The following is a 23,440-nucleotide window of genomic DNA, read 5'->3' on the forward strand; positions in this document are numbered from 1 at the left end:
CCTCGAAGACAACAGCGCTGCAACGGGGCAGACGCTGTGCGGGTGGGTGTGCCAAGTGCGCAGCCTCAGAAACTGAAGCCGCGCACCAGCAAACGGTCGCTGGCGGTGATGGCCGCCTGCAGTTCGAAACCTTCCAGCTCCACGGCATGCAATGGCTCGTGCGCGGGCAACCACTCGACGGGGTGCTCGACAGCCGCCACGCAACAGGGTGAATCGCTGCAGCCCTGACCATCGTCGTGGGCCGCCAGCAGGCCCTGGCTATGTACGGCCAGGGCATAGGTTTTCCACACCAGCGCCTGCTGGCGTGCCGCCGCAGCGTCCTGGGACAGGCTCAGGGCAACGGCCAGGCTGCCGATCGCCAACATCGCCAGGGCCAGGCCGAAGGCGAGCATCAGGGTGCGCGAATAGGTGCTCATGCTGTTTCTCCAACGGGCGTGACGGCTGCTTGAGGCACCACGCCGAAAAAGTGAAAACCCCACTGAAAGCTCCAGGGGCCAAGATCCACTGCGATGGACGAAGCGTCAGGCAACCTGGCTCAGCTCAGCTCAACACTTGCTCTTCTCGATGAACGCCTTGACCTGGGCATCGGCTTCGTCACGCGAGAAGGCGTAGCGCGCCTGCAACAGCCCCGCCAGACGCAGCGCCTGGCCCCGCTTGATCAACCGCTGGTTGTCGGTGAAATGGCCCCAGGCCCGCGTGACAACCCCAATCTGCTGCTTGCATTGGCCGCACAACTGGGCGGCACTGAGCAGGCCGCTCACTGATACGGCTCGATGCTGGCAAACCGCTCATCGTCCTCTGCCGGGCCCGAGTAGCCATCCAGCAGCTCTTCTCGCTCGCTACGCCTGGGCTCCTTGAGCTCCGGCCAGGGATTGAGCAACGGGTCGTGCTGTTCACCCGGCAGCGGCTGCTGCCGCGGATCACCAATTGGCGGCGGGGCGACATCCGGATTCGGCCGCTCGGCAGGCGGAGCAGGTATTACCGGCAGCTGCGGAGCAATCGGCGTGGGCATGATGACCTCCTGTAGAACCTCCGGCAGCGAACAAAGGACGCAACTCGGGATGAAGACGATGGCAGCCCGTCCAGGGCCCGTCCGTACGCTGGCGCGCATAGGCGCAGGTAATTTCGCTCAGGCAAGCAAATACCGGGCTGCGTTCGCTGACGCACAGACACCACGACAGCCAGCGCCCAGGCTTGCCAATCACCGCGTCAGCCGACTCGCCTTACCAGCGGTTGCGCACCCGCCGCCTTGCGGCGATGCCACCCAGAAGGAGCCAACCATGCAGAATCCGACGAACATCAACGAGCCAGGCAACCTCGGCCAAGGCGCCAACAGCGCCAAAAGCAACCATGCCGGCACGCAGTCCAACGTCTCCCGCGAGTTTCACAACTTCCTCGCGGACATCGAGGACCTGATCAAGGAAACCACCTCGCTGACCGGCGATGACCTGGCCCGTGCGCGGGTCAAGCTCAATGCCCGGATCGCCAGCGCCAAGGCCTCCGCCGAGGGCATGGGAGAAACGGTGGTGCAACGTGCCCGACAGACCGCCAACGTGACCAATGCCTACGTCCACGAGCAACCCTGGAAAGCCGTCGGCGCCAGCGCCGCCATTGCCTTCCTGTTCGGTCTCGTGATCGCGCGGCGCAGCTAGCCATAGCCTGCCTGCACAATGACCCATCAACCTGAGGAGCAAGCGGCGTCCGTCGATCAGACGCGCGCCGATGCGCAGGCCCACCTGGGCCCGCCGCCTAACGACCTGAGTTTGTTCGCGCTGCTGCGTCTGCTGCGCTCGGCAGGCCGTGCGCTGCTGGCGCAAACGGCCCTGCATGGGCAACTGGCGCGGGTGGAGTGGGCGGAAGAACGCAATCGCCTGCTGCACATGCTGCTGGCCACCCTGTTCGGCTTTGCCTGTGGCCTGACCCTGCTGCTGCTCTGCAGCGCCCTGGTACTGCTGCTGAGCTGGGCCACCCCCTACCGGATTCCCGTATTGCTCGGCCTGCTGCTGGTGCATGGGCTCGGCTGCGCCGGCGCCTGGTACCGCTTCCGGCTGCTGGCGGCACGCAGCAGCGCAAGCTTTGCCGCCACCCGCGCAGAGCTGGCCGCGGATCTCGCCCTACTCAAGAGCAGGTTATGAGCACAGACCCCGTCATTCCCCTCAGCGAACAACGCCTGGCCTTGCGCCGTCGCTTGTTCCTGCAACGCCAACGCATCCGTCATCTGCTCGCGCCCAGTGGCCCGCTGAACGATGTCTTTCCACGCAGCCTGACCATGCGCCTGATCACCCAGCGCCCGGCCGTGGCCTTGCGCCTGGCCTCGCAAGTGGCCATGGTGCTGCTCGGCCCGCGCCTGGTGCGCGGCCTGGGCGGTGCGCTGTTGCTGGCCAGGCTGCTGCATTCGGCAACGCACAACCCACCGCTGCTGCCAGCGCCCGACGACGAGCGCCAGGGTCGCTTGCCGCTTGATTGACCACCACCACGGCAACCGATCCTAGGTAGCTTCACTCAAGGAGCGCGGCGTGCGGCGTCCAGGGTTTGACCGGCAGGGTTTCCAGCAGGTCGGCCAGTTCGTCGGCGTGCTCCTCTTCCACCGCGAGAATGCCCTTGAGCAACTGGCTGGTGGTCGGGTCCTGGTCGCCGAGGTACTGGATCAGCTCGCGGTAGCTGTCGATGGCGATGCGCTCGGCCACCAGATTTTCCCGAATCATCTCCAGCAGCGAAGCGCCCGCCACGTACTCCGCATGGCTGCGGCGGCTCAGGCTGTCCGGGGCGAAATCCGGCTCGCCGCCGAGCTGCACGATGCGCCCGGCCAGCAGGTCGGCATGGCCCTGCTCCTCGTTGGAATGCCGGAGGAACTCATCGGCGATGCTTTTGCCGTGAATACCGCGCGCCATGAAATGGTGGCGCCGGTAGCGCAGCACGCAGACGATTTCCGTGGCCAGGGCTTCGTTGAGCAGCCGCAGCACCTCGCTGCGATCGGCGTTGTAGCCGGCGGTCACGGCACCTTGTTCGATATGTTCACGGGCCTGCTGGCGCAGGGTTGCGACACTGCTTAAAAGCACTTTGCTCTGCATGACGGTCACCTTGTCTGTGGGCTGTCCAGCTTGCCCGCGGCGCCTGGCCGGGTCGGTGCGCCGGCGTACAGAGTTCGGCGTTTTGCCACGGCGCCGGCGCGCGCAACATCTGCTGCGGCTAGCAGGGCCGGCTCGGTGCTTGGCGGACTCAGTTCGATGGCGTACAGACCTTGCCCCAAGCGGCGCGCAGGATGAAACAAACCACAGCAGCACGCGCTGCAGCAGGCCACGCAATGAACGGCATGATCGAATCCCATCGGGTCCAGCACATCAACGCGCAGTGCCACCCACTGCAGCTCTACCTGCACAAACTCAGCGGCATCCGCTACGCGGCCACCTATGAGTCGACCTGCAGCTACGAGCTCAGCCCGATCCACGGCGAGCCGCAACACGCCAGCATCCAGGAGCTGGCCAATGCCGAGGTCTGGCAGTTGCTGCCCTAACCCCTCTCCGGCAAGGCACTCCAGTGCCCTGCCCCTACAGCATGAGGTATGACCATGAGCAGCTTCAGTATCGAAGGCTGGTACAAGCCCAGTGGCGCAGCGCAATCCACGCCGATCGAGCACATCGAGTTCTATCTGAGCGGCGACGACCACCAGCACCTTGAACAGGCTCAGGAACAGCTGCAGCAGGGCCACGCCAAGGAAGTCATGGTCGAGGTCGACCTGCACACGCTGGACCTGCACCTGCCCGTGGGCTACGGCCCGCTGACCGACTGCAAGCTGCGCGTCTACCTGCGCGAGGATGACCAGCGTGGCCAGTTCCACCTGGTCGGCCACCGCCTCAACGATGGCAGCCTGATCTACAGCAACGCGGTGCTCATCGATCAATTGATGTAAGAGCCTGTTCACCATCGCCCAGGGCCGGCGCGGGGTTGCAGAAAGCGTAGGGTGGATGACGCTCTGTTCATCCACCACAGGCTCCCCCGTCAGTCGGGCAAACGCTGCAGTTCGTAGGGCGGGTGAAACCCGCGGGTTTCACCCGCCCTACGAACTGATCCTGTGGGAGCCAGCTTGCTGGCGATACGCAAACAGCGTCCCGCTGATCGCCAGCAAGCTGGCTCCCACAAAAGCTTGTGCTGATAACAGTATCTACGCGGCTACCTGCTCGCGCTCAGCCTGGCAAACGCTGCAGCCAGGTCTCTAGGGCACGCGTGACCGCCTGCGGCTGCTCCAGGCAGGACAGGTGGCCGCATTCCTTGATCATCACCAGTTGCGCACCGACGATGGCCGTGGCCAGTTCCTGGTGCAGGGTCAGCGGCGTGATGACATCTTCCCAGCCGCACAGCACCAGGGTCGGACAGCGGATCTGTACCAGCCCCGGGCGGCTGTCGATGCGCCCGAGCATGGCCCGCTGCTGGCGCAGGAACACCTCCCGACCGAGGCTGTGGGCCATGGCTGTGATCACCACGATCAACGCCGGATCACGCAGATGCGCAGGGTGCACGAACTTCGGCAGCAGGCTGACCACCAGCGCGGCAAAGTCCTCTTCGGCCTGCCCCATCAGGTCGATGCGGGTCCGCTTGGCTGCGTCGCTATCGGCCTGCGCACTGGTATCCAGCAAGGCCAGGCCGAGCACGCGTTGCGGGGCGCGGCGCATGATCTCCAGGGCGACATAGCCGCCCATGGACAAGCCCGCCAGGGCAAAGCATTGGTCAGGCGCCTGGGCCAGCACCTGGTCGGCCAGCCCGGCAATGGAGTCGGCCTGGCTCAGGTCGGCGACCGTTATATGGGCCAGGTCGGCCAAGTCCGTTGCCTGCTGTTGCCAGAGCCGCGCATCGCAGAGCAGGCCCGGCAACAGGAGAAGATGTGGCTTGTGCATGGGCATACCCCGCGAAGGTGGTGCTGCCGGGAACCCCGTGGCCCCCGTTCGATACCCATCAGCATGCCTCGGCACAGCCCGGCGCCACCGTGCGCCAACGCACCCAGACCAGCAGTCTCGCCTGCGTTCGCGGGCGCACAGACGGCAAGAGCCCACGCGCCCAGGCTCGGGGCTCAACCGTCGCGTACGGTTCCCGCTCTGGAGTACCACCATGGATCGTTATTGCCACAACGTCTCGGGCTTCTTCGCCCAGCGCGCGCCGGCCGAAAGCACCCTGGCGCAACTGATTCAACGTGGTTTGCACAACGAAGACCTGCAGATCTTCAGCGGCGACGGCAATGCCCCGCCCGCCCCCACACCCCAGCGCCGCAGCAATGGCGTACTCAAGGACATGCTGGTGGTGGGCGCCATCGGCGCCGGCATCGGTATCGGCCTGGGCGCCGCAGTGGAGGTCTTCCTGATCGCCAACGACATCAGCCTGTTCACCGCCAGCCCGCTGCTGGCACCGCTGATGCTGCTGGGCTGGGGCGCGTTCATCGGCGCTTTCGTCGGCAGCGCGATTGCTGCGGCACGAGGCTCGGGCGAGCATGGCGGGCGTTTCGCCGAACTGATCAGCACGGCAATTACTCATGGTGATGTGGTGCTGGTGGCGAAAACCCACAACGAGCAGGAAACCAGCATCGCCCGCGAGGTGATCAAGGCATCGGCAGGCGAATTCAAGGACATCGACATGGTCATCACACCGCGCGAAGTCCGCCTCGAATAGTGGGGTAACGTCCCATGCCTGCGCGTATGCGCAGGCATGGGCAGCGTTCAGATGCGTCCGAGCAACACCAGAATGATCAGGATGATGACCACCAGGCCCAGGCCGCCGCTGGGCGCGTAGCCCCAGCTGCGACTGTGTGGCCAGGCCGGGATTGCGCCGATCAACAGCAGGATCAGGACGATCAGCAGTATGGTACCCAAGCTCATGGGATTCCCCTTGCAGCGTGAAGGAATGGACGGGTTTAGCAGGCGTTGCAGCAGTGCTCTACATGCCCACAGCATGGGCGCAAGCCGCCCGATTGATCTGTACGCCGTCGCACACACAGGCACTCTTTCACTCGCCTGCAGAGCCCTGTTGCAGTGCCTGCTGGCGGGCGATCTCCTGCTGTTTCATGGCCAGGTAGTCCGCCCGCTCCAGCTCGTGCAACTGGCGTGGATAACGTTCGACCCCGCTGTGCCAGTCGTTCAGCCGCTGCTCCTGGCGTGCCGTGGCCGGTAGCGCCAAAGCGCCCAGGTAGGCATCCACCGCTAGGTAGTAGCGCATGGTGTTGCGCTCGACCACGCCGCGCATGTCGCCCTGGTAGATCGGCTGGCCGCTGGCGGTCTGGCCGATGATGCTGAAGCCGACCTTGTCGCGCCCGCTGGTGGCCAGGTAGCCCTGCATGGCCAGGTTGGCCGCCGTGCCGTAGCGGTAGGCATAGGACAGGTGCAGGAAGCTGCGCTGTTCATCCAGCGCCAGCACTTCGAGGACGATGCGGTAGTCGCTGGTGCTCAGCGGCCCTTCTGCGGCCTGCAGCGCCACGCGCAGGTAGTCGGCCGTCGCGGCCTGGACCTGGTAGCGAAACTCGAAGGGGTAGGCATCGGCCAGCGGTTGATCGAACTTGCGCCCGACATGCAGCTTGAGCATGGCCTGCGCGTCCGCCGCCGAGGCGTGGCAGGCCTTGACGTTGAGGTGCAGGATCAGCAGCTCGCACCACTGCGCGATGCCTTGCAGCGCCGGGCCGGCCTGGGCGAAGGGCTGGGCCACTTCGGCGTAGATATCGCCCTGCAGCTGGTTGTCGGCCTGGCTCGATTCCAGGTACAGCGGGCGCTGGAACTGGTTGCTCGCCAGTTGCGCCGCCAGCGCCTGGTGGCGCGCACGCAGGCTCGGCGCATCGGCCGCCTGCAACAGACTGGTCGGGGCACACAGCAGCATCAGGCACAGCAGGCGGATCGGTTTCATAACCAGTACTCCCAGAGGCGGGCGAACAGTTCCTGGGCGCGCACCGGATAGGCCCGCGCCTGCCAGGTCGCCAGGGTGATTTCACGCGACTGGGCCAGATCGGCGCGAAAGGCCGCGCGCATCTTTTCGCCGAAGTCGCTGCCCAGCACCACGGCGTTGACTTCCTGGTTGTGCAGGAAGCTGCGCCAGTCGAGGTTGGTCGAGCCGACGGTCGACCAGACTCCATCGATCACCGCAGTCTTCACATGCAGCAGTGCATCGTGGCGCTCGTACAGGCGCACACCGGCCTGCAGCAGCTCGTCGTAGTAGGCCCGACCGGCGTGGAACACCAGCCAGGAGTCGGTGCTGCTGGGCAGTACCAGGCGCACGTCGACGCCGCGCGCCACCGCCTCCTTGAGGGTGGCGAGCAGCTGCGGGTCGGGCACGAAGTAGGCGTTGGTCAGCCAGATCTCGCTCTGCGCACTGCGCAGGGCAGAGATCAGGGTGACGTAGATCAGGCTGTAGGGATCGTCCGGCGAGCTGCCGATGGCGCGCACTACTTCCTTGCCGCGCGGCTCCGTCGGCGGGAAGTAATGCCGCGCCAGCAGCGGCGGGCCGCGCTGCTTGGCCCAGGTGATGATGAACAGTTTCTGCAGTTCACTGACCACCGGCCCCTCCAGGCGCAGGTGGGTGTCGCGCCAGGGCAACCCTTGCTCGGGGTCGGCCTGGCTGCCCAGGCGCAGCGAGCTGCCGGAGTACACGCTGCTGATATTGATGCCGCCGAGAAAGGCGATGCGCCCGTCGACGATCAGCAGTTTGCGGTGGTCGCGCTGGTTCATCTGCCAGCCGGCCTTGGCGGTCAGCGGATTGACCGGGTTGAACTCGACGATCTGCACGCCAGCCGCGCCCAGTTCGCTGAAGAACGCCTGCGGCGTGCCCAGGGTGCCGACGCTGTCGTGGATCAGGTTGACCTGCACGCCCGCGCGCTGCCGGGCGATCAGCGCCTGGGCAAAACGCTGGCCGACTTCGTCGCCGTCGAAGATGTAGCTTTCCATATTGATATGGTCACGAGCAGCGTCGATCGCCGCGAGCATCGCCTGGTAGGTGTTCGGCCCGTCCTGCAGCAAGTCGACCCGGTTGCCGGTCAGCAGCGGGCTGCCGCTAATCGATTCCTCGATGGCCAGGTGCAGGTCGAAGATATGGGTCGGCGCGCCGCTGGCCTGCAGGCGCTCGATGATGGCCTTGCTGCGCGCGGCCGACAGCGGCCCGTCGCTGCCATCCAGGGCCACGGGCGACGGGCTGTGCGCCATGTCCGGCACCAGGGTCGGCAATACGCTGCACGCCGCCAGCTGCGCCAGGCAAAACAGTACGGGCAGCAGCTTCAAATAGCCGGGGCTGAACATAAAAAACCCTCCGAACAATGGAGGGGGATGGAGTTAGCGCGGCCCGGCCAGCCAGGCCCGGTGCGTGACAGCAGCCTCTCCCGGGCATCGCTGCAAACGGATCGCCACGCCGGCGCTGATGCGCCGGCGTGATGACCCCGCAGCAAGATGCGCTGCGTTAAAAGATCAGTTCTTTGGACTGCACGCTTTTCACCCCACGCACGTTCTGCGCGAGTTCGATGGCCAGGGCCTGTTCGGCGCCGTTATTGACCCGGCCGCTGAGGCTGACCACGCCCTTGTTGGTGGTCACATCGATGGCCGAACCGGCCACATTGCTGGAGTAGAGCAGGGTCGACTTGACCTTGGTGGTGATCCAGCTGTCGGACATATCATCGCCCGCTTCATCGGCCATGTTCTTGCTGCTTTCGGCCATGGTCGGCTTGAGGGCATTGACCTTGATCTGGTTATCCACCGCGACCACCCCTTGGGTATTCATCGCGATGCGCCCGGCCAGATCGCGCTCGGCGGCGCTCTGCGCGGTACCACGCAGGGTTACCCGGCCGTACTTGGTATCGACATTGGTGGACATGCCATCGGTGCTCTTGCCCCACATCAGTTTCGACTTGATGGTCGCGGTGATGCCGGCGTCATCGATGGTATCGCCGAAGCTGCGCTCGCTGCCGGGCTTGGGCGGCTGGTAGTCGGCATTGACGACAATCTGGTTGTCGACCTCGGTGATGCCCTTGACGCCCAGGGCGATCTCGTTGGCCAGGTCCTTGTTGACGTCTTCAGCGACATTGCCGGTGAGCGTGGCCTTGCCGTTGTCCACCGTGACCTTGAGGTCATTGGCGCGCAGGTAAGGACTCAGCGCGTAGGTGGTCCAGATCTGGGTTTCCTGGCGGGCATTGGTGACTTCTTGGGAAGCCGAGGCCGCGATGGCCGCAACGCTGGTAGTGCCTAGCGCCATGGCAATGGCGGCGGCGAGCAATAGTTGGCGCGGTTGCTTGATCATGTTCATGGTGTTTCTCCACTCGGGAAAAGACGTGATGCCTTGAGAGCAGTCAGGTGACTGTTCCCGACGAACCCGCGGGCCACCGCTGCACCTGGGCGCAACGGTGAAACGGGCTTACTTCAGCATTTGCATTTCTTGATGAAGCTCTTGACCTGCTCGTCCGCCTCTTCACGGGTGATGGCGTAACGCTCCTGCACCAGGCCGGCGAGTTTCTGTGCATGGCCTTCGGATTTCAGCAGCTCATCCTCGGTCAACTTGCCCCAGGCGATCTTGGCGGCACCCACCTGCTGCTGCCATTTGCCCTTGAGTTCGTCCGCGCTGGGCAGGCTCATGATTTTTTCGGCTCGTCAGCAGCCTTGGCCGCACGCGCCGGCGCACTGAGCGGGTCCTTGGCGAGAGGCTGCTGAGCCTGGCGGTTGTCCTTGACGGGGCCTTGATTGCCGTCCTGCTTGTTCAGCGTATTGGCCCTGTAGAACGGCTGGGTGCTGCTGTTGCCGCCCTTCTGGGTCGGCGCAGCCGCTTTGCTCGGGCTGCCGGGAGTGCGTTGATCGATAGGCTTGTTCATGGTGACCTCTAGATTCCTGAGCGCCGCGAAAATGCGGCGATCCGGGTAGAGGACAATGGCAGGCGGCAGGAAGGCTGTCGGTGCGCTAGCGAGCTTAGAGCGGGTTCAACGCGAGGCACGGCTCACGCAGTGAGGGTCAGCAGAATATCGGCATACCAGGTGCAGTTGAGGCCCAGTGCTTCATCCAGGGCGAGGTCGCGTGTGCCCAGATCGAGGCGTGCCGAATGCACGCCGAGCAGCAGCCAGGGCAACTCGGCCGGCCCCGGCATGCGCATCACCACCGGCGCACCGCTGGTGCCACGGTGGGTGCGCGCATCGGTGAGGAAATAGCCCTGGCCCTGGAAGCGCAGACCGAATGAAGACGCCACCACGGCATGGCGTACTACCGGCATATGGTGCAGGGTGTCGTGAAAGCCCAGGGGGAAACCCACCACCAGCAGCGAGGTGCCCACCTCGACGGGCTGCTCGGCACGCGGCAAATGCTCGGGGGTAAAGGCGTAATAGATCATCGCCGCCGGCAGCGCCGCGCGCTCGATCTCGATCACCGCCACATCGATTTCGCCGGCGCCATCCTCGCCCTGACGCCACAGGCTCTTGCCGTCGCGATACAGCGGAATGGAGAAGCCGGTGGACTGCGCCACGTTGTGCAGGTCGGTATGCACTTCGATCTCGATGCGATCGGGAAAATGCTGGCTCGGCTCATCGATCATCACGTGCCGGCTGGTCACCAGGAACAGGCGCTCGTCACGGGCGAAGAAGAAGCCGCTGGCACTGGTCAGCAGGTAACTGCCGTCGAAGGTGCTGATGCGCGCGGCGGTCAGCAGCAGGGATTCAATCTTTGCCATCAGGCCATACGCTCCAAGTCACTCATGTTTTATCGCGGCGCTGATACCAGCGCATCAGCGGCCCTACCGAAATCCCGTGCAGCACAATCGAGGCCGCCACCGTCAGCAGCGTCAGGCTGACCAGCTGCTCGGCCAGCGCCCCGCTCACCCCCTGCTGCAGGGCAAACATCAGGTAGAACAGCGAACCAATACCACGAATCCCGAACCAGCAGGTCATGCCGCGTTGGCGCGGCAGCATGGGCTCGCCCAGGGTCCCGAGCAGCACCGCCACGCTGCGCAGTACCAGCAGCAACAGCGGAATGAACCAGAGCATGTTCAAGGTGGGCTGGGTGTAGGCCAGCATCGCCCCCACCAACAGCACCAGGGCCAGCTCGGCGAGGCTTTCCAGCTGCTCATTGAACCCGTGCACTGCATGGCTCATGGCCTCGCTGGCATGGTGCGAATGAGCCGCCAGTTCAACCTCGCTGTGCCCGCTCTGCCGCGGCGCCGCACCGAGGGAGGCGGTGCCGCGCTGCGGCTGCTCCTTGACCCGCTGCAAGGCCAGGCCGGCGGCGAACACCGCGAGGAAGCCGTAGGCCAGGCACAGTTGCGCGGCACCATACGCCACGGCGATCAGGCCCAGCGAGAGAAATTCGTCGAGGCCCAACGCCAGGTGGTGCCGGGTACGCAGGTAGACCACCAGCTTGCCGATCAGCGCCCCGGCCAGGGCGCCGATCAGCAGACCGGCGAAAGTGGCCCAGAGCAGGTCGATCAGCCACCAGCGCCAGCCGCCGGCCCCCAGTTCATGCAGCCCGAGCAGGCCAAGACCGAGCATGACGAAGGGAAAGGCCGTGCCATCGTTGAGGCCGCCCTCGCCCGACAGGCTGAACCGCAGACGATCCGGATGGGCACTGAGTTGGGTCTGCACTCCGGAAGCCAGCACCGGATCGGTCGGCGCCAGGATCGCCCCGAGCAGCACCGCGCCGCCCAGCGACAGGCCCAGGCCCCAGACGCCGACCAGGGTGATCAGGCCGACGGTGAGCGCCATGGAGACAAAGGCCAGGCGCAGCGGCAGCAACCAACGGCGGTTGCGCAAGGGCACCGCGCCCATGTTCAGGCCGACATTGAACAGGGAAATCAGCACCGCCAGCTCGGCAGCCCAGAGCAGCAGCGTGACATGCGCAGCCGGGTCCAGGCGCAGCACCGCCAGCCCCAGCGGCCCCAGCGCCACCCCCACCGCCAGGTAGACCATGGCACTGCTGAGCAGCAGGCGGGCCAGCAGCGTGCGCACCAGCACCATGCTGATCAGCAGTACGCCCAGCAGGAAGAACCAGAAGGCGACGGACATGGCGCAAGGCTCTGGAAAAAGGGGAACAGCTGTCCCGAGCATCCGCCTAGTGGGCGCGCTTTGCTATCGATGCTTTACCGACGGCGGTCGAACAGATTGACCACCAGGCGATCCAGCCAGCCCCACAGGCGCTGGCGGAGACGACTGAGCAACGGACGCTGGTGCCAGTCCTGCAGGGTGATTTCCTGGCTGACGGCGAAATCGCTGACAAAGCACTCGGCGACCTCGCCACTGAACGCCGGGTCGAAGGCCTCCAGGTTGGCGTCCAGGTTGAAGCGCAGGTTCCAGTGGTCGAAGTTGCACGAACCGACGCTGACCCAGTCGTCCACCAGCACCATCTTCAAGTGCAGGAAGCGCGGCTGGTACTCGAAGATGCGCACCCCAGCCTTGAGCAGACGCGGGTAGTAGCGCTGGCCGGCATAGCGGATCGGCGGATGGTCGGTATGCCGCCCGGTGAGCAGCAGGCGCACCTCCACGCCACGGCTGGCGGCCTTGACCAGGTAACGCCGGACCTTCCAGCTGGGCAGGAAATACGGGGTGGCCAGCCAGATGCGCTGCTTGGCACGGCTCACGCTGCGCAACAGCGAGTGGGCGATATCGCGGTGCTGGCGGGCGTTGGCATAGGCCACCCGACCCATGCCCTGCCCCGCCTGCGGGCTGGGCGGCAAGCGCGGCAGCCCGGAGTTGCCGTCGGCGCGCCACGGCTGGCGGCCCTCGCAGGCCAGCCACTGGAAATCGAACAGCAGCAGCCAATGCGCCACTAGCGGCCCCTCGATTTGCACCATCACTTCATGCCAGGCACTGCTGCTGGCGTGCGGATCCCAGAACTCATCGGTGGCGCCGGTGCCGCCGACAAAGGCGACGCGCTCGTCCACCACTAGGATCTTGCGGTGGTCGCGGTACAGGTTGCGCACCCCACGCCGCCAGCGCAGCGGGTTGTACAGACGCAGCTCGACGCCGGCGCTGGCCAGGCGCTGGCGCAGCGCCTTGCCAAAGCCCAGGCAACCGAAATCGTCGAACAGGCAATGCACCGCCACGCCGCGCCGCGCCGCATCGACCAGGGCGCTGACCAGGGCTTCGCTGCAGCGGCCGTCTTCGGCCAGATACAGCTCCAGCGCCACCCGCCGTTCGGCCAGCGCAATGGCCGCCAGCATGGCGGGAAAGAACGCCGGCCCGTCGACCAACAACTGAAAGTGGTTACCGCCCTTCCAGGGGAAGATGCTGCCCGTCATCGCGAGGTGAAAATCAGCACGGCTCCCACCGGCACCGACAGACTGATGGCTGACAGCCGCGCCGTCTTGCGCAGGGCCTCGACGCCATCGGCCAGGCCGAATTCATCGGCATGCAGCACCAGCGGCGCCAGGGTCACCACCTGAAAGCGTCGGTCATCCAGGCGGGTGGCCAGCAGTTCGACCATGTAGCCGCGCTTGCGCCCGCTGATTTCCACCTGGATCGGCAGGCTCAGCTCCAGCTGCGCGCCGGGCGCCAGGTCGGTGATCGGCGCCAGGCCGAGCTGGGCCATGATCTTCGCCTCGGGGAAGCTGTCGACCTGGAACAGCAGATTACGCAGACGTTCGTCGCGCACCGGGATGCCGGTGCTCACCGACTCCAGTTCCACGCGCATCCGCACCGCGCCCTTGGCATCGACCTTGCCGTGCAGGGTGAGGAAACGGTGCACCTCGGAGAGGTTGCCGGCCTTGGTGGAAATGAACGACAGGCGCGAGGACTCGTTATCCAGGTACCAGTCGGCCTGCACCGGCAGGGCCAGGCAGGCGGCAATCAGAAAGGCATAGAGCTTGGGCATGGGCTCACTGGGCTTGGCTGTTTCAGCGCAACGATAGCGGCCCGGGCCGGCAATGCAAAGCCTGCCGGCCAGGCATTCCGTAATGCTGTTCACTTAAGCGCTTTGCTCCCCTCTCCCGTTCACGGGAGAGGGGCCGGGGGAGAGGGTTGGGCAGACCATTCGTCGTGGTCAAGTGCGCCCCTCTCCCTAACCCTCTCCCACACGTGGGAGAGGGGACTGTCCGTGTTGCCAGAAAGTTATTATCCCGTTGCATGGCCGACGCGCAGCAGCCTTTGCACAGGCTCAAGGCAGCGCAGCGGCCTGGGGCTGCAGCTGACAGCCCTCGCGCACGCCAAGCCACAGCGCTGTGTGGCTGCTGCCCAGGCTACTGGCGGTTACCTGCTTGCCGGCGGCATCGTCGAGGAAGTCGCTGAGCGGCAGGTACTGTTTGATGTAGCCAGCGCAATAGTCGGCCGGGTTGCCAACCACGTAGCGGCAGGAGCAGTACTCCTTGGCCGAATAGGCACCGATGATGCCGGGGAAAGCCGCCAGATGAACGCGGTTACTCCAGCCGAGCAGCACCAGGGTCACTAGCAACAGCAGCACAGCGGCGAGAAACGGATGGCGCTTGATCATGGCTGTTCTCCGGCGAAGGCGGCCAGGGCCCGCTTGAGCAATTCGTTGTGCTGGTAGCTGCCGTCACGGTCATCGGCGAAACGCACGATCACCAGCTTCTGCTCGGGCAGCACATACAGCCCCTGGCCCCAGTGGCCGAGGGCGGCGAAGGTGGTTTCCGGCGCGTCCGGCCAGGGCTGCGCGCTCTGCGGCAAGGCTGCGTTGAGCCACCACTGGCCACCGGGCACGGCGCCATTGGGCTTCTGCGGATCGGGCTGATAGTTGGCGAACGGCGTGCGGTTGAACGCCACCCAGGACGCCGGCAGCAGCTGGCGCTCGCCCCAGCGGCCGTCGCGCTGCATGAGCAGGCCGACACGGGCCAGGTCGCGGGCACTCAGGTAGGCGTAGGAGGAAGCAACCAAGGTGCCACTGGCGTCGCGCTCCCAGGTCGCCGAGGTGATGCCCAGCGGCTCGAACAGCGCGGTCCAGGGATAGTCGCGGTAGGCCGGCTCACCGAGCATCTGCTTGAGGGCCGCGGATAGCACATTGCTGTCGCCACTGGAGTAGCGAAATTGCGTGCCGGGCACGCTATCCAGCTCATGGGTGGCCGCGAAGGCGGCGCTGTCACCCCGGCCACGGGTGTAGAGCATGGCCACCACCGAGGAGGTCAGCGGCGCGTATTCGTAGCCTTCCTGCCAGTCCAGCCCCGAAGCCCAGTTGAGCAGGTGGCCCATTTTCACCGCCGGATGCTTGGCGAACGGTGGATAGTACTGCGCCACCGGGTCATCCAGTTTGAAGCGGCCTTCGCCGTAGGCCACGCCGAGCACGCTGGCGAACAGGCTCTTGCTGATCGACCAGGCCAGGTGCGGGGTCTGCGCGTTGTTGGGCCCGGCATAACGTTCGTAGACCAGCACACCATCCTTGATCACCAGCAGCGCATCGGTGCGCACACCCAGGCGGCTGCTGTCATCACGGGCGGGAAAGGCGTAAGCCTCCAGGGCGTCGAGCGCGGGGCTCGGGGTGACTGGCTGGCTGGACCACTCGGCAGCCGGCCAGCTTTCGGCCAGCGCCTGGCTGGCAGCCAGCACACAGAGGCCGGCCAGGCTCAGGCGACGCATCAGGGCAAGGGACATCGGACGTTCTCGCGGCAATCGAAAGCCGCGACCCTAGCACGGGTCAGGTGACAGATAACATGGCCGCCGCGACCGAAATGGCCTCAATCGGGCAAGCGATAGTCTTCCTGGGTCATCAGATCCAGGCCACACTCCAAGCGCTCGATCCAATCGAGGAAGGCATTGATCATCGCCTCGCCGACAAAGGGCCGGCCGTGCTGGGGCACGATCATCGCCACGTTCATCTCACGCACCATCTGCGCCCAGAAGCGGCAGGCCTTGTTGCTGGCCATGTAGCGGCGGTGGAAGCCGGCCATGTTGGGGATGTGGTTGACGAAGTCGTTGACCGGGCTGGCGTCGTCGACTATCGAGGCGCCCATGTCGCCAGAGAAGAGAATACGGCTGACCGGGTCATACAGCTGGAAGTTGCCCACCGAGTGCAGAAAATGCGCCGGCACAGCCTGCAGCTTGCACTTGCCGAGCGTGAACGACTGGCCGCGATCCGGCAGGGCGATGATGCGGTCGTAGGTGTTGATGCCGTGGCTCAGCGCCAGGTAGTTGGCCGTCAGGTGCGGCAGGAAGCGCGCCCACAGCTTGGAGCAGATCACCCGCGCCTTGGTGTGCAGCAGCCACTTGTCCAGCGAGGCGATGATGTCCGGGTCCTGGTGCGAGGCGAAGATATAGGTCAGCGACTGCACCGGAATGTGCTTGGACAGCTCCAGCGACAGCGGCGTATAGGTCAGGTCGCCGCCCGGATCGAGCAGCAGGTACTGCTCGTGGTCGGTGATCAGGAACTGGTTGGATTGCACACCTTCGCCGCTGACCAGGTCATCGAACATCAGGCATTGGTGAGTGCCGTTATCAAACAGCACGATGGGCTCGCGGCGCATGGAAACCTCACAGGAAAAACGCGAGGCGACCATAGTCGAAAGCCATGTGGCGCTTACTGACCTGGATCAAGCAGGGGGCTTCACGCAGGGCTCCGGTAGCCCGCCCCAGACCCGGTCAAGCCCTTTGCGGCGAAGCATCAGCAGCCGCAGACTAGGTGCTGTTATTCAGCACAACCTTGTGTAGGAGCCAGCTTGCTGGCGATCAGCGGGACGCTGTCTGCCTATCGCCAGCAAGGACTAGGTGTCCCCCTGGCTCCTACAGGATCAGGCCAAGGGTGATGACGCTTTCCTCATCCACCACCACCGCACGGTGGATCGGTGCAGCGCGATCCACCTACAACTGCAGTGCCGCCAACGCCTTCTCCAGGCGCTTCGCGCGGGCAGTGCGGGCGATTTCCAGCAGGTTGCAATCACGCTGCCACAGCGTCGCCCACTCGGCAGGACCGCTGGCCATGGCGGCATCCACTTCGCCGCGCAGGGCGGCGAACTGAGCGAACAGCCCGGCCAGCAGCACATGGCTGGCCGGCGTGCTCGGGCACTGTCGCGCCACCTCGGCACAACCACCGAGCAGGCCCAGCAGGCGCAGCTGCAGGGCCTGCGGCCAGGCGCAGTCCTGGCCCACGCCGTACAGCCAGGCAGTCACGGCAGTCAGCACGTGCACGTCTTCGATGCTGCGAAAGGGTTTCACGTAGGCATCCCAGCCATCGCCGGGCAGCAGCTCGCACAGCGCATGGTCCAAGTGCAGGCGGGCGTGGCCGATATCCGGCATCAGCGGCAATGCCGGCAGCGGTTCGATGCGTACCCCTGGAGCACCGTTGCGGGCCACCCCCAGAGCCAGGCGCACGGGGCTGCCCGCCTCCTCGCAGCGCGCTGCCACCAGCAACCAGTCGGCGGCCTCGGCGGCAGTGACGAAATCCTTGCGCCCGCTCAGGTGCAGGTCCTGCAGGCGGGTGCTCATGTCCGCCGGGCGGGTGCTCTTGTTCTCGGTCACGCACAGCGCGCCCAACGACCAGGGCGCCGCCGGCCACAGGGCGCGCAACGCCGCCTGGTAGCCGGCCAGAAAAGCCAGCCCCGGCGTCGCCGCCAGGCGCCCGCCGAGCACGGCCAGGGCGAATGGGGTGACCTCGCCGACCCGTTCCAGCAGCGCGGCGTACCAGCTCTCCAGATCACTGACTGGCAGGCGATCGCGGGTTTGCAGCAAGGGTTGCCAGGGCATGAGGGACTCCTAGTTATCGAATCGACGCTGAGCGGCGGGCATCACTGAAACGGCTGTCACGCAAGCATCACCAAAGCTTCACGGAGGTGACACCGGCGCTTCCTAGCCTGAGCTTGCCCAACAAAGTCGACTGGCCGCAACTCTTTGAAGGCCGGCTTACGGAGGCTACATGATGACCGAGAGCGCCCGCACCCGCGACACCACTGCCGAACGCCGTCTGCACGCCGAACGCCTGCTCGGGGCCGCTGCCCTGCGTGAGGCCCAGGCCCTGCGCTACAGCGTCTTCAGCAGCGAATTCGACGCCAAGCTGAATGGCGCCGAGCTCGGCCTGGACATGGATGACTATGACCCGCACTGCCAGCACATCGGCGTGCGCGACCTCAACAGCGGCCGCCTGGTCGCCACCACCCGCCTGCTCGACCACCACGCCGCGGCCAGCCTGGGCCGCTTCTACAGCGAGGAGGAGTTCTGCCTGCACGGCCTGGCCCATCTCGAAGGGCCGGTGCTGGAACTGGGGCGCACCTGCGTCGACCCGGCCTACCGCAACGGCGGCACCATCGCCGTATTGTGGAGCGAGCTGGCCGAAGTGCTCAACGAAGGTGGCTACCGCTACCTGATGGGCTGCGCCAGCATCCCCATGCAGGACGGCGGCATCCAGGCCCAGGCGATCATGCAACGCCTGCGCGAGCGCTACCTGTGCAACGAGCACCTGCGCGCCGAGCCGAAGAAACCGCTGCCGAGCCTGGATGTGCCGAGCAACGTCATCGCCGAAATGCCGCCGCTGCTCAAGGCCTACATGCGCCTGGGCGCGAAGATCTGCGGCGAACCGTGCTGGGACGAGGATTTCCAGGTGGCCGACGTGTTCATCCTGCTCAAGCGTGACGAGCTGTGTCCGCGCTATGCAAGGCACTTCAAGGCCGCGGTGTAACGCTCCCCTCGCCCACTTGTGGGAGAGGGGGAGAGGGAATTGGTCCACTAACCCTCTCCCCAGCCCTCTCCCGTGAACGGGAGAGGGAGCAAAAGCGATCCGCACCTGCCCTACACGCCGTGTAGGAATCGGCAAAAAAGATCGTTAACAGGCTCTAAACCCTCGCACACGCCTCTCCTCCGTCGCCCGAGTGCCACGATGAACAAACTCCGCCTCTATCTGCGCCTAACCCGTCTGGCCGCCGTGCTGCTACTCGGCCTGCTACTGGCCAGCAGCGTCGCCCTGGCCGAACGCCTGCGCCGCCACGACCTGCTCGGCCTGCGCCAACGCCTGACCTGCTGGTTCCTGCGCCGCCTGAGCAACGCCCTGCCCTTCGATGTCGAGGTGCAGGGCACGCTGCCCGGCGAGCCGATGCTGTGGCTCAGCAACCATGTGTCGTGGACCGATATCCCGCTGCTCGGCCAACTGCTGCCGCTGTCGTTTCTGTCCAAGGCCGAGGTGCGCACCTGGCCGCTGGCCGGCTGGCTGGCGCACAAGGCCGGTACGCTGTTTATCCGCAGAGGCTCAGGAGATAGCGCCCTGCTCGCCCGCCAGCTGCAGCGCTACCTGCAGGGCGGCCATGCGCTGCTGATCTTCCCCGAGGGCACCACCACCGACGGCCAGCAGGTGCGCACCTTCCACGGCCGCCTGCTGACCGGCGCCATCGAGGCCGGCATGCCCGTGCAACCGGTGGCGATCCGTTACTTGCGCAATGGTCAGACCGACCCGATCGCGCCTTTTATCGGCGACGACGATTTGCCCTCGCACCTGCTGCGCCTGTTCGCCAGCGAGCGCAGCACGGTGCAGATCCAGCTGCTCGAACCGATCGCCAGCCACGGCCTGGAGCGCAACGCCCTGGCCCGCCAGGCGCAACGTGCGGTGCACGTGGCGTTGTTCGGCGAGGCCAGCGAGCCAGCCCAGCAAGCCGCCTGAAGCCACCGCACCCGTGTAGGAGCCAGCTTGCTGGCGATGCTTTACCGCACGGACTACCAGCAGATCGCCAGCAAGCTGGCTCCTACAAGGGCAGGACTGGATCGCGGTTTATTGCTTGGCCGGCAAAGCGCCGCAACTCGGGATAGAAGGCGCGAAAGTCCTCCTGCAACGGCTGATACAGGCGCTCCAGCTCGGCCATGGCGCCGTCCAGCAGTTGCGGGCGTGACAGGCGCCGGCTCATGCCCCACAGCACCTGTTCCAGCACGGCAAAATCGCGGTAGCTGCCCAGCCAGTCCTGCTGCGCCATGCGCGGGGCAATATGCGCCAGACGCGCGGGCAACTCAGGCTGTTCGGCCAACACGGCATAGACCCGCGCGGTGAACTGCGGCAGCGGTTCGCTGGCGTAGTCCTGCCAGTGCCGGGCCAGGCAGTGATCGAAGAACAGATCAAGGAGAATCCCCGCCGTCCGCCGCCGCTCGGCCGGAAAGCGCGCGCGAGCCTGCTCGGTCAACGGGTGGCTGTCGGTGAAGACGTCGATGCGCCGATGCAGGCGGATGGCAGCCTCGATCTCTGGCGGGAAGCGCCCTTCCAGCCGACCTTTGACGAAGTCGCCATACAGGCTGCCCAGCAGTTGTTCGGGCTGGTCGCCGCCCAGATGCAGATGGGCCAGGTAGTTCATGGCGCGGGCACGGCGAGCTGGCCATTGCGCCAGGCATTGGGCGTCATCCCCAACCAGCGACGGAAGGTACGGCTGAAGTTGCTGGTGTCCTGGTAGCCCAGGCGCTCGGCCACCGCTTCGACGCTCAGCGGGGTGTTCAGCAACAGCCAGCAGGCCAGTTCCTGGCGCACCTCGTCGAGCAGTTGCTGGTAGTTGCCGCCTTCATCGCGCAGGCGGCGGATCAGCGTGCGCTCAGACAGGTGATATTCGTCGGCCAGCTGACCCAGGGTCGGATAGCGCCCCTCGCAGGCCAGCAGGCGCAGTTGCACGCGGGTGGTCCAGTCCCCGCCCTCGCGCACGCCGAGCAACTGGTGTTCACAATCGCGCAGGGCAATCCGCGCGGCCTGCGGGTCGGCACTCAGGCTCGGCCGATCCAGCCACGCCAGCGGCAGGCTGACGCTGTAGCAGTCGGCCGAAAACTCCACGCCCGGACCGAGCAGCTCGCGGTAGCGCGCACCCCAGGCTGGCTCGGCGAAGGGAAAGGTGAAACGCAGCTCGCCCACCGGCAGCGCGCCGCAGACCGCCTCGAGCAGACGCAGAAAGGTGCCGGCGATGGTCGCCAGGATGTGTTCGCGCACATCGCCCAGATCGAATTCCTCGTCGGCGCGCACGCAATAGCGCTCGCCTTCCAGGTAACCGGTCAGACGCAGGCTGCTCAGGCGCAACACGCTGAAGCGTTCGAGCACCTGCAGCACGCCACGCAGGTCGGCGCAGGCCAGGGCCGCATAGCCGACCGGGCCATGGGCGGAAACCTGGGTCGCACAGCCGACCTGCAGGCCGAGCCAGGGGCAGTCGGTGAGCTGCACGGCACGCCGCACCAGGCGCTGCACCTGGGCGAAGTTGAGGGAGCGGTTGTCGCTGTGCAGCTGCGCCCAGTCCAGCCCGGTGCCGAGCAGGATCTGCGCCTCGTCGAAGCCACGCTGGCGCAACGCGGCGCACAGCAGCCGCGCGTAGATCGGGTGCAGGCAGGGTTGCAGTGGCGAGACGGTCGAGCTCATGGGGCGATCCAGCAGCAGCCAGTCGAGCTGTCACCATATGACGATTTATTGCCCGGCACAACGGTAGGCCATCTTCCCCGACAGGCGCAGTCTGGCCACAGGTCAAAGAACCTCTGGAGAGAACAAGATGACGACCCTCGCTCCCACCCCGGCCATGGCTCAGCCCTACCGCGACCGCAAGCGCCATCTGTGGCTGATCTCGCTGTTCATCCCCACCCTCGGCCTGCTCGGCCCGGCGCTGTACCTGCTGGTTTCGGCCAACGTGTTCTGGCTGTGGCTGTCGCCGCTGTTCTTCTATTTCGGCATACCGCTGCTCGATGCGCTGATCGGCGAGGACCAGAGCAACCCGCCGGAAGAGGCGGTGCCGGGCCTGGAAGCCGACGCCTACTACCGCTGGATCACCTACCTGCTGGTACCGCTGCTGTGGCTGAGTTTCATCCTCAACGCGATGTTCGTCGCCACCCAGGCACTGCCCTGGTACGGCGTGCTGGCGATGATCATCTCCACCGGCGGCGGCCTCGGTTTCGCCATCAACCTGGGCCACGAGATGGGCCACAAGAAGAGCGAACTGGAGCGCTGGCTGGGTAAGCTGGCACTGGCGCTGTGCTGCTACGGACACTTCTTCGTCGAGCACAACCGCGGCCATCACCGCGACGTGGCCACTCCAGCGGACCCGGCGTCCTCGCGCATGGGCGAACACATCTACCGCTTCCTCCTGCGCGAGATGCCCGGTGGCTACCGCCGCGCCTGGCAACTGGAGCAGGAGCGCCTGGCGCGCTGCAACAAATCGGTGTGGAGCCTGGACAACGAAGTGCTGCAACCGGCGCTGATCAGCCTGGTGCTGTATGGAGGCCTGCTCGCCGTATTCGGCCTGATGCTGCTGCCCTACCTGCTGCTCACCGCCTTCTGGGGTGGTTTCCAGCTGACCTCGGCCAACTACCTGGAACACTACGGCCTGCTGCGGCGCAAGCTGGACAACGGCCGCTACGAGATCTGCCAGCCCTACCACTCATGGAACAGCAATCACCTGTTCTCCAACTGGGCGCTGTTCCACCTGCAGCGGCATTCCGACCACCACGCCCACCCGACCCGGCGCTACCAGTCGCTGCGCAACTTCGCCGATCTGCCGCGTCTGCCCAGCGGCTACTTCGGCATGTACCTGCTGGCCTACTGCCCGCCGCTGTGGTTCCGCGTGATGAACCCGCGCCTGCTGGCGGCGGTGAACAACGATGCCGCGCGGATCAACTTCCAGCCCGGCCTGCGTGAGCAGCTGATGCAGCGTTATGGCCTGCAGGAGCCCGCGGCATGAGCCAGTACCAGTGCCCGGAATGCGGCTACCGCTACGACGAGCGCCACGGCGAACCCCATGAGGGCTACGCGCCTGGAACCACCTGGGAGGAACTGCCAGACACCTTCACCTGCCCGGACTGCGCGGTGCGGGTGAAGGCGGACTTTGCCAAGCTGGAGGACTAGCGCGCGCAGTGCTTCTGCCCTCTTCTGCGGCAGCGAATTTATTTGCCCCCACAACAGCAGCATCCGCTGCAAACACCTGTGCCGCGTTTGGCAGAAAAGGCGCCGAACCGGAAGGCCACTCTGCTCCTGTAGGAGCGAATTCATTCGCGATCAGGGCCGCTCGGTGTTGCTGGCTATCGCGAATAAATTCGCTCCCACAAAATGCATGTGCCACGCCTGGCGTATAAGACGCAGCGTCCGCAGTCCGCTCTGCTCCAACCCTGCCCTTCCTGCAGCCCCCACGCCGAACGCATCAGCCCGGTCGATAATCAGTATCGGCGCAAACGATCTCCATATCGGACTGAGCCGATATAGAGTTCGTCCCATCTCGATATACCGGTAACCCGCGCCATGGATACCCCGCTCGACCTCGACGAAATCATCAAGGCCCTGGCCCATCCCGTACGCCGGGAGATCCTGCAGTGGCTGAAGGAGCCGCACAAGCATTTCGCCGACCAGGAACACCCGCTGGAATTCGGCGTATGCGCCGGCAAGTTCGAACGCTGCGGCCTGTCGCAGTCGAGCGTGTCGGCCCACCTCGCCACCCTGCAGCGGGCCAACCTGGTGACCAGTCGCAAGGTCGGCCAGTGGAGTTTCTTCAAGCGCAACGAGGAGGTCATTCAGGCCTTTCTGAAAGACTTCAGCAACCAACTCTAAGCAAGCCTGCCCCTCGGCAGACCAATCCGTTCATCCCGTTTCAGGAGCCG

The 23,440-nt window shown here is 65.6% G+C and carries 32 protein-coding genes; 11 read left to right on the top strand and 21 right to left on the bottom strand.

Annotation, left to right across the window (positions count from 1 at the left end; all coding sequences use genetic code 11):
* Positions 1–65 precede the first annotated feature (65 nt).
* From LRS11_RS21065 to LRS11_RS21075, 3 genes are all read right to left on the bottom strand, one after another.
* Positions 66–416, bottom strand: a complete 351-nt coding sequence (locus LRS11_RS21065; RefSeq protein WP_260494772.1) for a hypothetical protein — start codon at positions 414–416, stop codon at positions 66–68.
* A 129-nt stretch (positions 417–545) separates the two neighbouring features.
* Positions 546–761, bottom strand: a complete 216-nt coding sequence (locus tag LRS11_RS21070; RefSeq protein ID WP_260494773.1) for a general stress protein CsbD — start codon at positions 759–761, stop codon at positions 546–548.
* Positions 758–1,012, bottom strand: a complete 255-nt coding sequence (locus LRS11_RS21075) for a hypothetical protein (RefSeq protein WP_260494774.1) — start codon at positions 1,010–1,012, stop codon at positions 758–760. The genes LRS11_RS21070 and LRS11_RS21075 overlap by 4 nt, the downstream gene beginning before the upstream one ends.
* Before the next feature lie 268 nt (positions 1,013–1,280).
* Between LRS11_RS21075 and LRS11_RS21080 the strand changes: the two genes are divergently transcribed.
* The 3 genes from LRS11_RS21080 to LRS11_RS21090 are packed head-to-tail and all read left to right on the top strand — an operon-like array spanning position 1,281 to position 2,467.
* Positions 1,281–1,652: a YqjD family protein gene (locus LRS11_RS21080; protein WP_260494775.1), complete on the top strand. Its 372-nt coding sequence runs from the start codon at positions 1,281–1,283 to the stop codon at positions 1,650–1,652.
* Positions 1,653–1,670: 18 nt separating this feature from the next.
* The gene (locus tag LRS11_RS21085; protein ID WP_260494776.1) at positions 1,671–2,135 is read left to right on the top strand and encodes a hypothetical protein; all 465 of its coding nucleotides are present in this window, start codon (positions 1,671–1,673) and stop codon (positions 2,133–2,135) included.
* Complete coding sequence (locus tag LRS11_RS21090) at positions 2,132–2,467, top strand: hypothetical protein (RefSeq protein WP_260494777.1); 336 nt, start codon at positions 2,132–2,134, stop codon at positions 2,465–2,467. Before LRS11_RS21085 ends, LRS11_RS21090 begins: the two co-directional genes overlap by 4 nt.
* Positions 2,468–2,498: 31 nt before the next feature.
* On the opposite strand, the gene LRS11_RS21095 is transcribed toward LRS11_RS21090, so the two are convergent.
* Positions 2,499–3,071, bottom strand: a complete 573-nt coding sequence (locus tag LRS11_RS21095; RefSeq protein ID WP_260494778.1) for a bacterioferritin — start codon at positions 3,069–3,071, stop codon at positions 2,499–2,501.
* Between the two features lie 233 nt (positions 3,072–3,304).
* Here LRS11_RS21095 and LRS11_RS21100 point away from each other — a divergent pair, with 233 nt between their 5' ends.
* Entirely contained in the window at positions 3,305–3,514 is a 210-nt protein-coding gene (locus LRS11_RS21100) for a hypothetical protein (RefSeq protein WP_260494779.1), read from the top strand.
* A gap of 54 nt (positions 3,515–3,568) precedes the next feature.
* Complete coding sequence (locus LRS11_RS21105; protein ID WP_260494780.1) at positions 3,569–3,910, top strand: hypothetical protein; 342 nt, start codon at positions 3,569–3,571, stop codon at positions 3,908–3,910.
* A 274-nt stretch (positions 3,911–4,184) separates the two neighbouring features.
* Here the strand turns inward: LRS11_RS21105 and LRS11_RS21110 are convergent, their stop codons facing one another.
* On the bottom strand, positions 4,185–4,892 hold the full coding sequence (locus LRS11_RS21110; RefSeq protein WP_260494781.1) for an alpha/beta fold hydrolase: 708 nt from the start codon (positions 4,890–4,892) through the stop codon (positions 4,185–4,187).
* A gap of 211 nt (positions 4,893–5,103) precedes the next feature.
* On the opposite strand from LRS11_RS21110, the gene LRS11_RS21115 reads away from it, so the two are divergent.
* A complete protein-coding gene (locus LRS11_RS21115; RefSeq protein WP_260494782.1) occupies positions 5,104–5,658 on the top strand; it encodes a hypothetical protein in 555 nt (184 codons plus the stop codon).
* Positions 5,659–5,705: 47 nt separating this feature from the next.
* On the opposite strand, the gene LRS11_RS21120 is transcribed toward LRS11_RS21115, so the two are convergent.
* From LRS11_RS21120 to LRS11_RS21185, 14 genes are all read right to left on the bottom strand, one after another.
* A complete protein-coding gene (locus tag LRS11_RS21120) occupies positions 5,706–5,864 on the bottom strand; it encodes a DUF3309 family protein (protein ID WP_173208644.1) in 159 nt (52 codons plus the stop codon).
* A gap of 127 nt (positions 5,865–5,991) precedes the next feature.
* Positions 5,992–6,879, bottom strand: a complete 888-nt coding sequence (locus LRS11_RS21125; RefSeq protein WP_260494783.1) for a hypothetical protein — start codon at positions 6,877–6,879, stop codon at positions 5,992–5,994.
* Positions 6,876–8,261 carry a cardiolipin synthase gene (gene cls, locus LRS11_RS21130; RefSeq protein WP_260494784.1) on the bottom strand — a complete coding sequence of 462 codons (1,386 nt, stop codon included), beginning with the start codon at positions 8,259–8,261 and terminating at the stop codon, positions 6,876–6,878. Before cls ends, LRS11_RS21125 begins: the two co-directional genes overlap by 4 nt.
* 157 nt (positions 8,262–8,418) lie before the next feature.
* A complete protein-coding gene (locus LRS11_RS21135) occupies positions 8,419–9,258 on the bottom strand; it encodes a BON domain-containing protein (protein ID WP_260494785.1) in 840 nt (279 codons plus the stop codon).
* 113 nt (positions 9,259–9,371) lie between these two features.
* Complete coding sequence (locus LRS11_RS21140) at positions 9,372–9,584, bottom strand: CsbD family protein (RefSeq protein WP_173208650.1); 213 nt, start codon at positions 9,582–9,584, stop codon at positions 9,372–9,374.
* Positions 9,581–9,817, bottom strand: a complete 237-nt coding sequence (locus LRS11_RS21145) for a hypothetical protein (protein WP_260494786.1) — start codon at positions 9,815–9,817, stop codon at positions 9,581–9,583. Before LRS11_RS21145 ends, LRS11_RS21140 begins: the two co-directional genes overlap by 4 nt.
* A gap of 122 nt (positions 9,818–9,939) precedes the next feature.
* Positions 9,940–10,662 carry a serine protease gene (locus LRS11_RS21150; protein ID WP_260494787.1) on the bottom strand — a complete coding sequence of 241 codons (723 nt, stop codon included), beginning with the start codon at positions 10,660–10,662 and terminating at the stop codon, positions 9,940–9,942.
* 22 nt (positions 10,663–10,684) lie between these two features.
* Positions 10,685–11,989, bottom strand: coding sequence for a cation:proton antiporter (locus LRS11_RS21155; protein WP_260494788.1), 1,305 nt, complete (start codon positions 11,987–11,989; stop codon positions 10,685–10,687).
* Between the two features lie 74 nt (positions 11,990–12,063).
* Positions 12,064–13,221 carry a phosphatidylserine/phosphatidylglycerophosphate/cardiolipin synthase family protein gene (locus LRS11_RS21160; protein WP_260494789.1) on the bottom strand — a complete coding sequence of 386 codons (1,158 nt, stop codon included), beginning with the start codon at positions 13,219–13,221 and terminating at the stop codon, positions 12,064–12,066.
* Entirely contained in the window at positions 13,218–13,793 is a 576-nt protein-coding gene (locus LRS11_RS21165) for a YceI family protein (protein ID WP_260494790.1), read from the bottom strand. The genes LRS11_RS21160 and LRS11_RS21165 overlap by 4 nt, the downstream gene beginning before the upstream one ends.
* 282 nt (positions 13,794–14,075) lie before the next feature.
* On the bottom strand, positions 14,076–14,408 hold the full coding sequence (locus tag LRS11_RS21170) for an amidase (protein WP_260494791.1): 333 nt from the start codon (positions 14,406–14,408) through the stop codon (positions 14,076–14,078).
* Positions 14,405–15,520, bottom strand: coding sequence for a serine hydrolase domain-containing protein (locus tag LRS11_RS21175; protein WP_260494792.1), 1,116 nt, complete (start codon positions 15,518–15,520; stop codon positions 14,405–14,407). Before LRS11_RS21175 ends, LRS11_RS21170 begins: the two co-directional genes overlap by 4 nt.
* Before the next feature lie 83 nt (positions 15,521–15,603).
* Positions 15,604–16,389 (bottom strand): MBL fold metallo-hydrolase, encoded by a 786-nt coding sequence (locus LRS11_RS21180; protein ID WP_260494793.1) that lies wholly within the window; start codon positions 16,387–16,389, stop codon positions 15,604–15,606.
* A gap of 334 nt (positions 16,390–16,723) precedes the next feature.
* Positions 16,724–17,605: an acyl-CoA dehydrogenase family protein gene (locus LRS11_RS21185; RefSeq protein ID WP_260494794.1), complete on the bottom strand. Its 882-nt coding sequence runs from the start codon at positions 17,603–17,605 to the stop codon at positions 16,724–16,726.
* Positions 17,606–17,777: 172 nt separating this feature from the next.
* On the opposite strand from LRS11_RS21185, the gene olsB reads away from it, so the two are divergent.
* Together olsB and LRS11_RS21195 are read left to right on the top strand one after the other, a co-directional pair.
* On the top strand, positions 17,778–18,533 hold the full coding sequence (gene olsB, locus LRS11_RS21190) for an L-ornithine N(alpha)-acyltransferase (protein WP_260496973.1): 756 nt from the start codon (positions 17,778–17,780) through the stop codon (positions 18,531–18,533).
* A 198-nt stretch (positions 18,534–18,731) separates the two neighbouring features.
* A complete protein-coding gene (locus LRS11_RS21195) occupies positions 18,732–19,505 on the top strand; it encodes a lysophospholipid acyltransferase family protein (protein WP_260494795.1) in 774 nt (257 codons plus the stop codon).
* 82 nt (positions 19,506–19,587) lie between these two features.
* On the opposite strand, the gene LRS11_RS21200 is transcribed toward LRS11_RS21195, so the two are convergent.
* The gene (locus tag LRS11_RS21200) at positions 19,588–20,184 is read right to left on the bottom strand and encodes an ACP phosphodiesterase (protein WP_260494796.1); all 597 of its coding nucleotides are present in this window, start codon (positions 20,182–20,184) and stop codon (positions 19,588–19,590) included.
* Complete coding sequence (locus tag LRS11_RS21205; protein WP_260494797.1) at positions 20,181–21,221, bottom strand: AraC family transcriptional regulator; 1,041 nt, start codon at positions 21,219–21,221, stop codon at positions 20,181–20,183. The genes LRS11_RS21200 and LRS11_RS21205 overlap by 4 nt, the downstream gene beginning before the upstream one ends.
* A 127-nt stretch (positions 21,222–21,348) precedes the next feature.
* Here LRS11_RS21205 and LRS11_RS21210 point away from each other — a divergent pair, with 127 nt between their 5' ends.
* The 3 genes from LRS11_RS21210 (at position 21,349) to LRS11_RS21220 (ending at position 23,390) form a co-directional block, all read left to right on the top strand.
* Positions 21,349–22,530, top strand: coding sequence for an alkane 1-monooxygenase (locus LRS11_RS21210; RefSeq protein ID WP_260494798.1), 1,182 nt, complete (start codon positions 21,349–21,351; stop codon positions 22,528–22,530).
* Positions 22,527–22,694: a rubredoxin gene (locus tag LRS11_RS21215; protein WP_260494799.1), complete on the top strand. Its 168-nt coding sequence runs from the start codon at positions 22,527–22,529 to the stop codon at positions 22,692–22,694. Before LRS11_RS21210 ends, LRS11_RS21215 begins: the two co-directional genes overlap by 4 nt.
* Before the next feature lie 390 nt (positions 22,695–23,084).
* On the top strand, positions 23,085–23,390 hold the full coding sequence (locus LRS11_RS21220) for an ArsR/SmtB family transcription factor (RefSeq protein ID WP_260494800.1): 306 nt from the start codon (positions 23,085–23,087) through the stop codon (positions 23,388–23,390).
* The last annotated feature ends 50 nt before the right edge of the window (positions 23,391–23,440 follow it).

The organism is Pseudomonas sp. J452 (assembly GCF_024666525.1).
Classification (GTDB): domain Bacteria; phylum Pseudomonadota; class Gammaproteobacteria; order Pseudomonadales; family Pseudomonadaceae; genus Aquipseudomonas.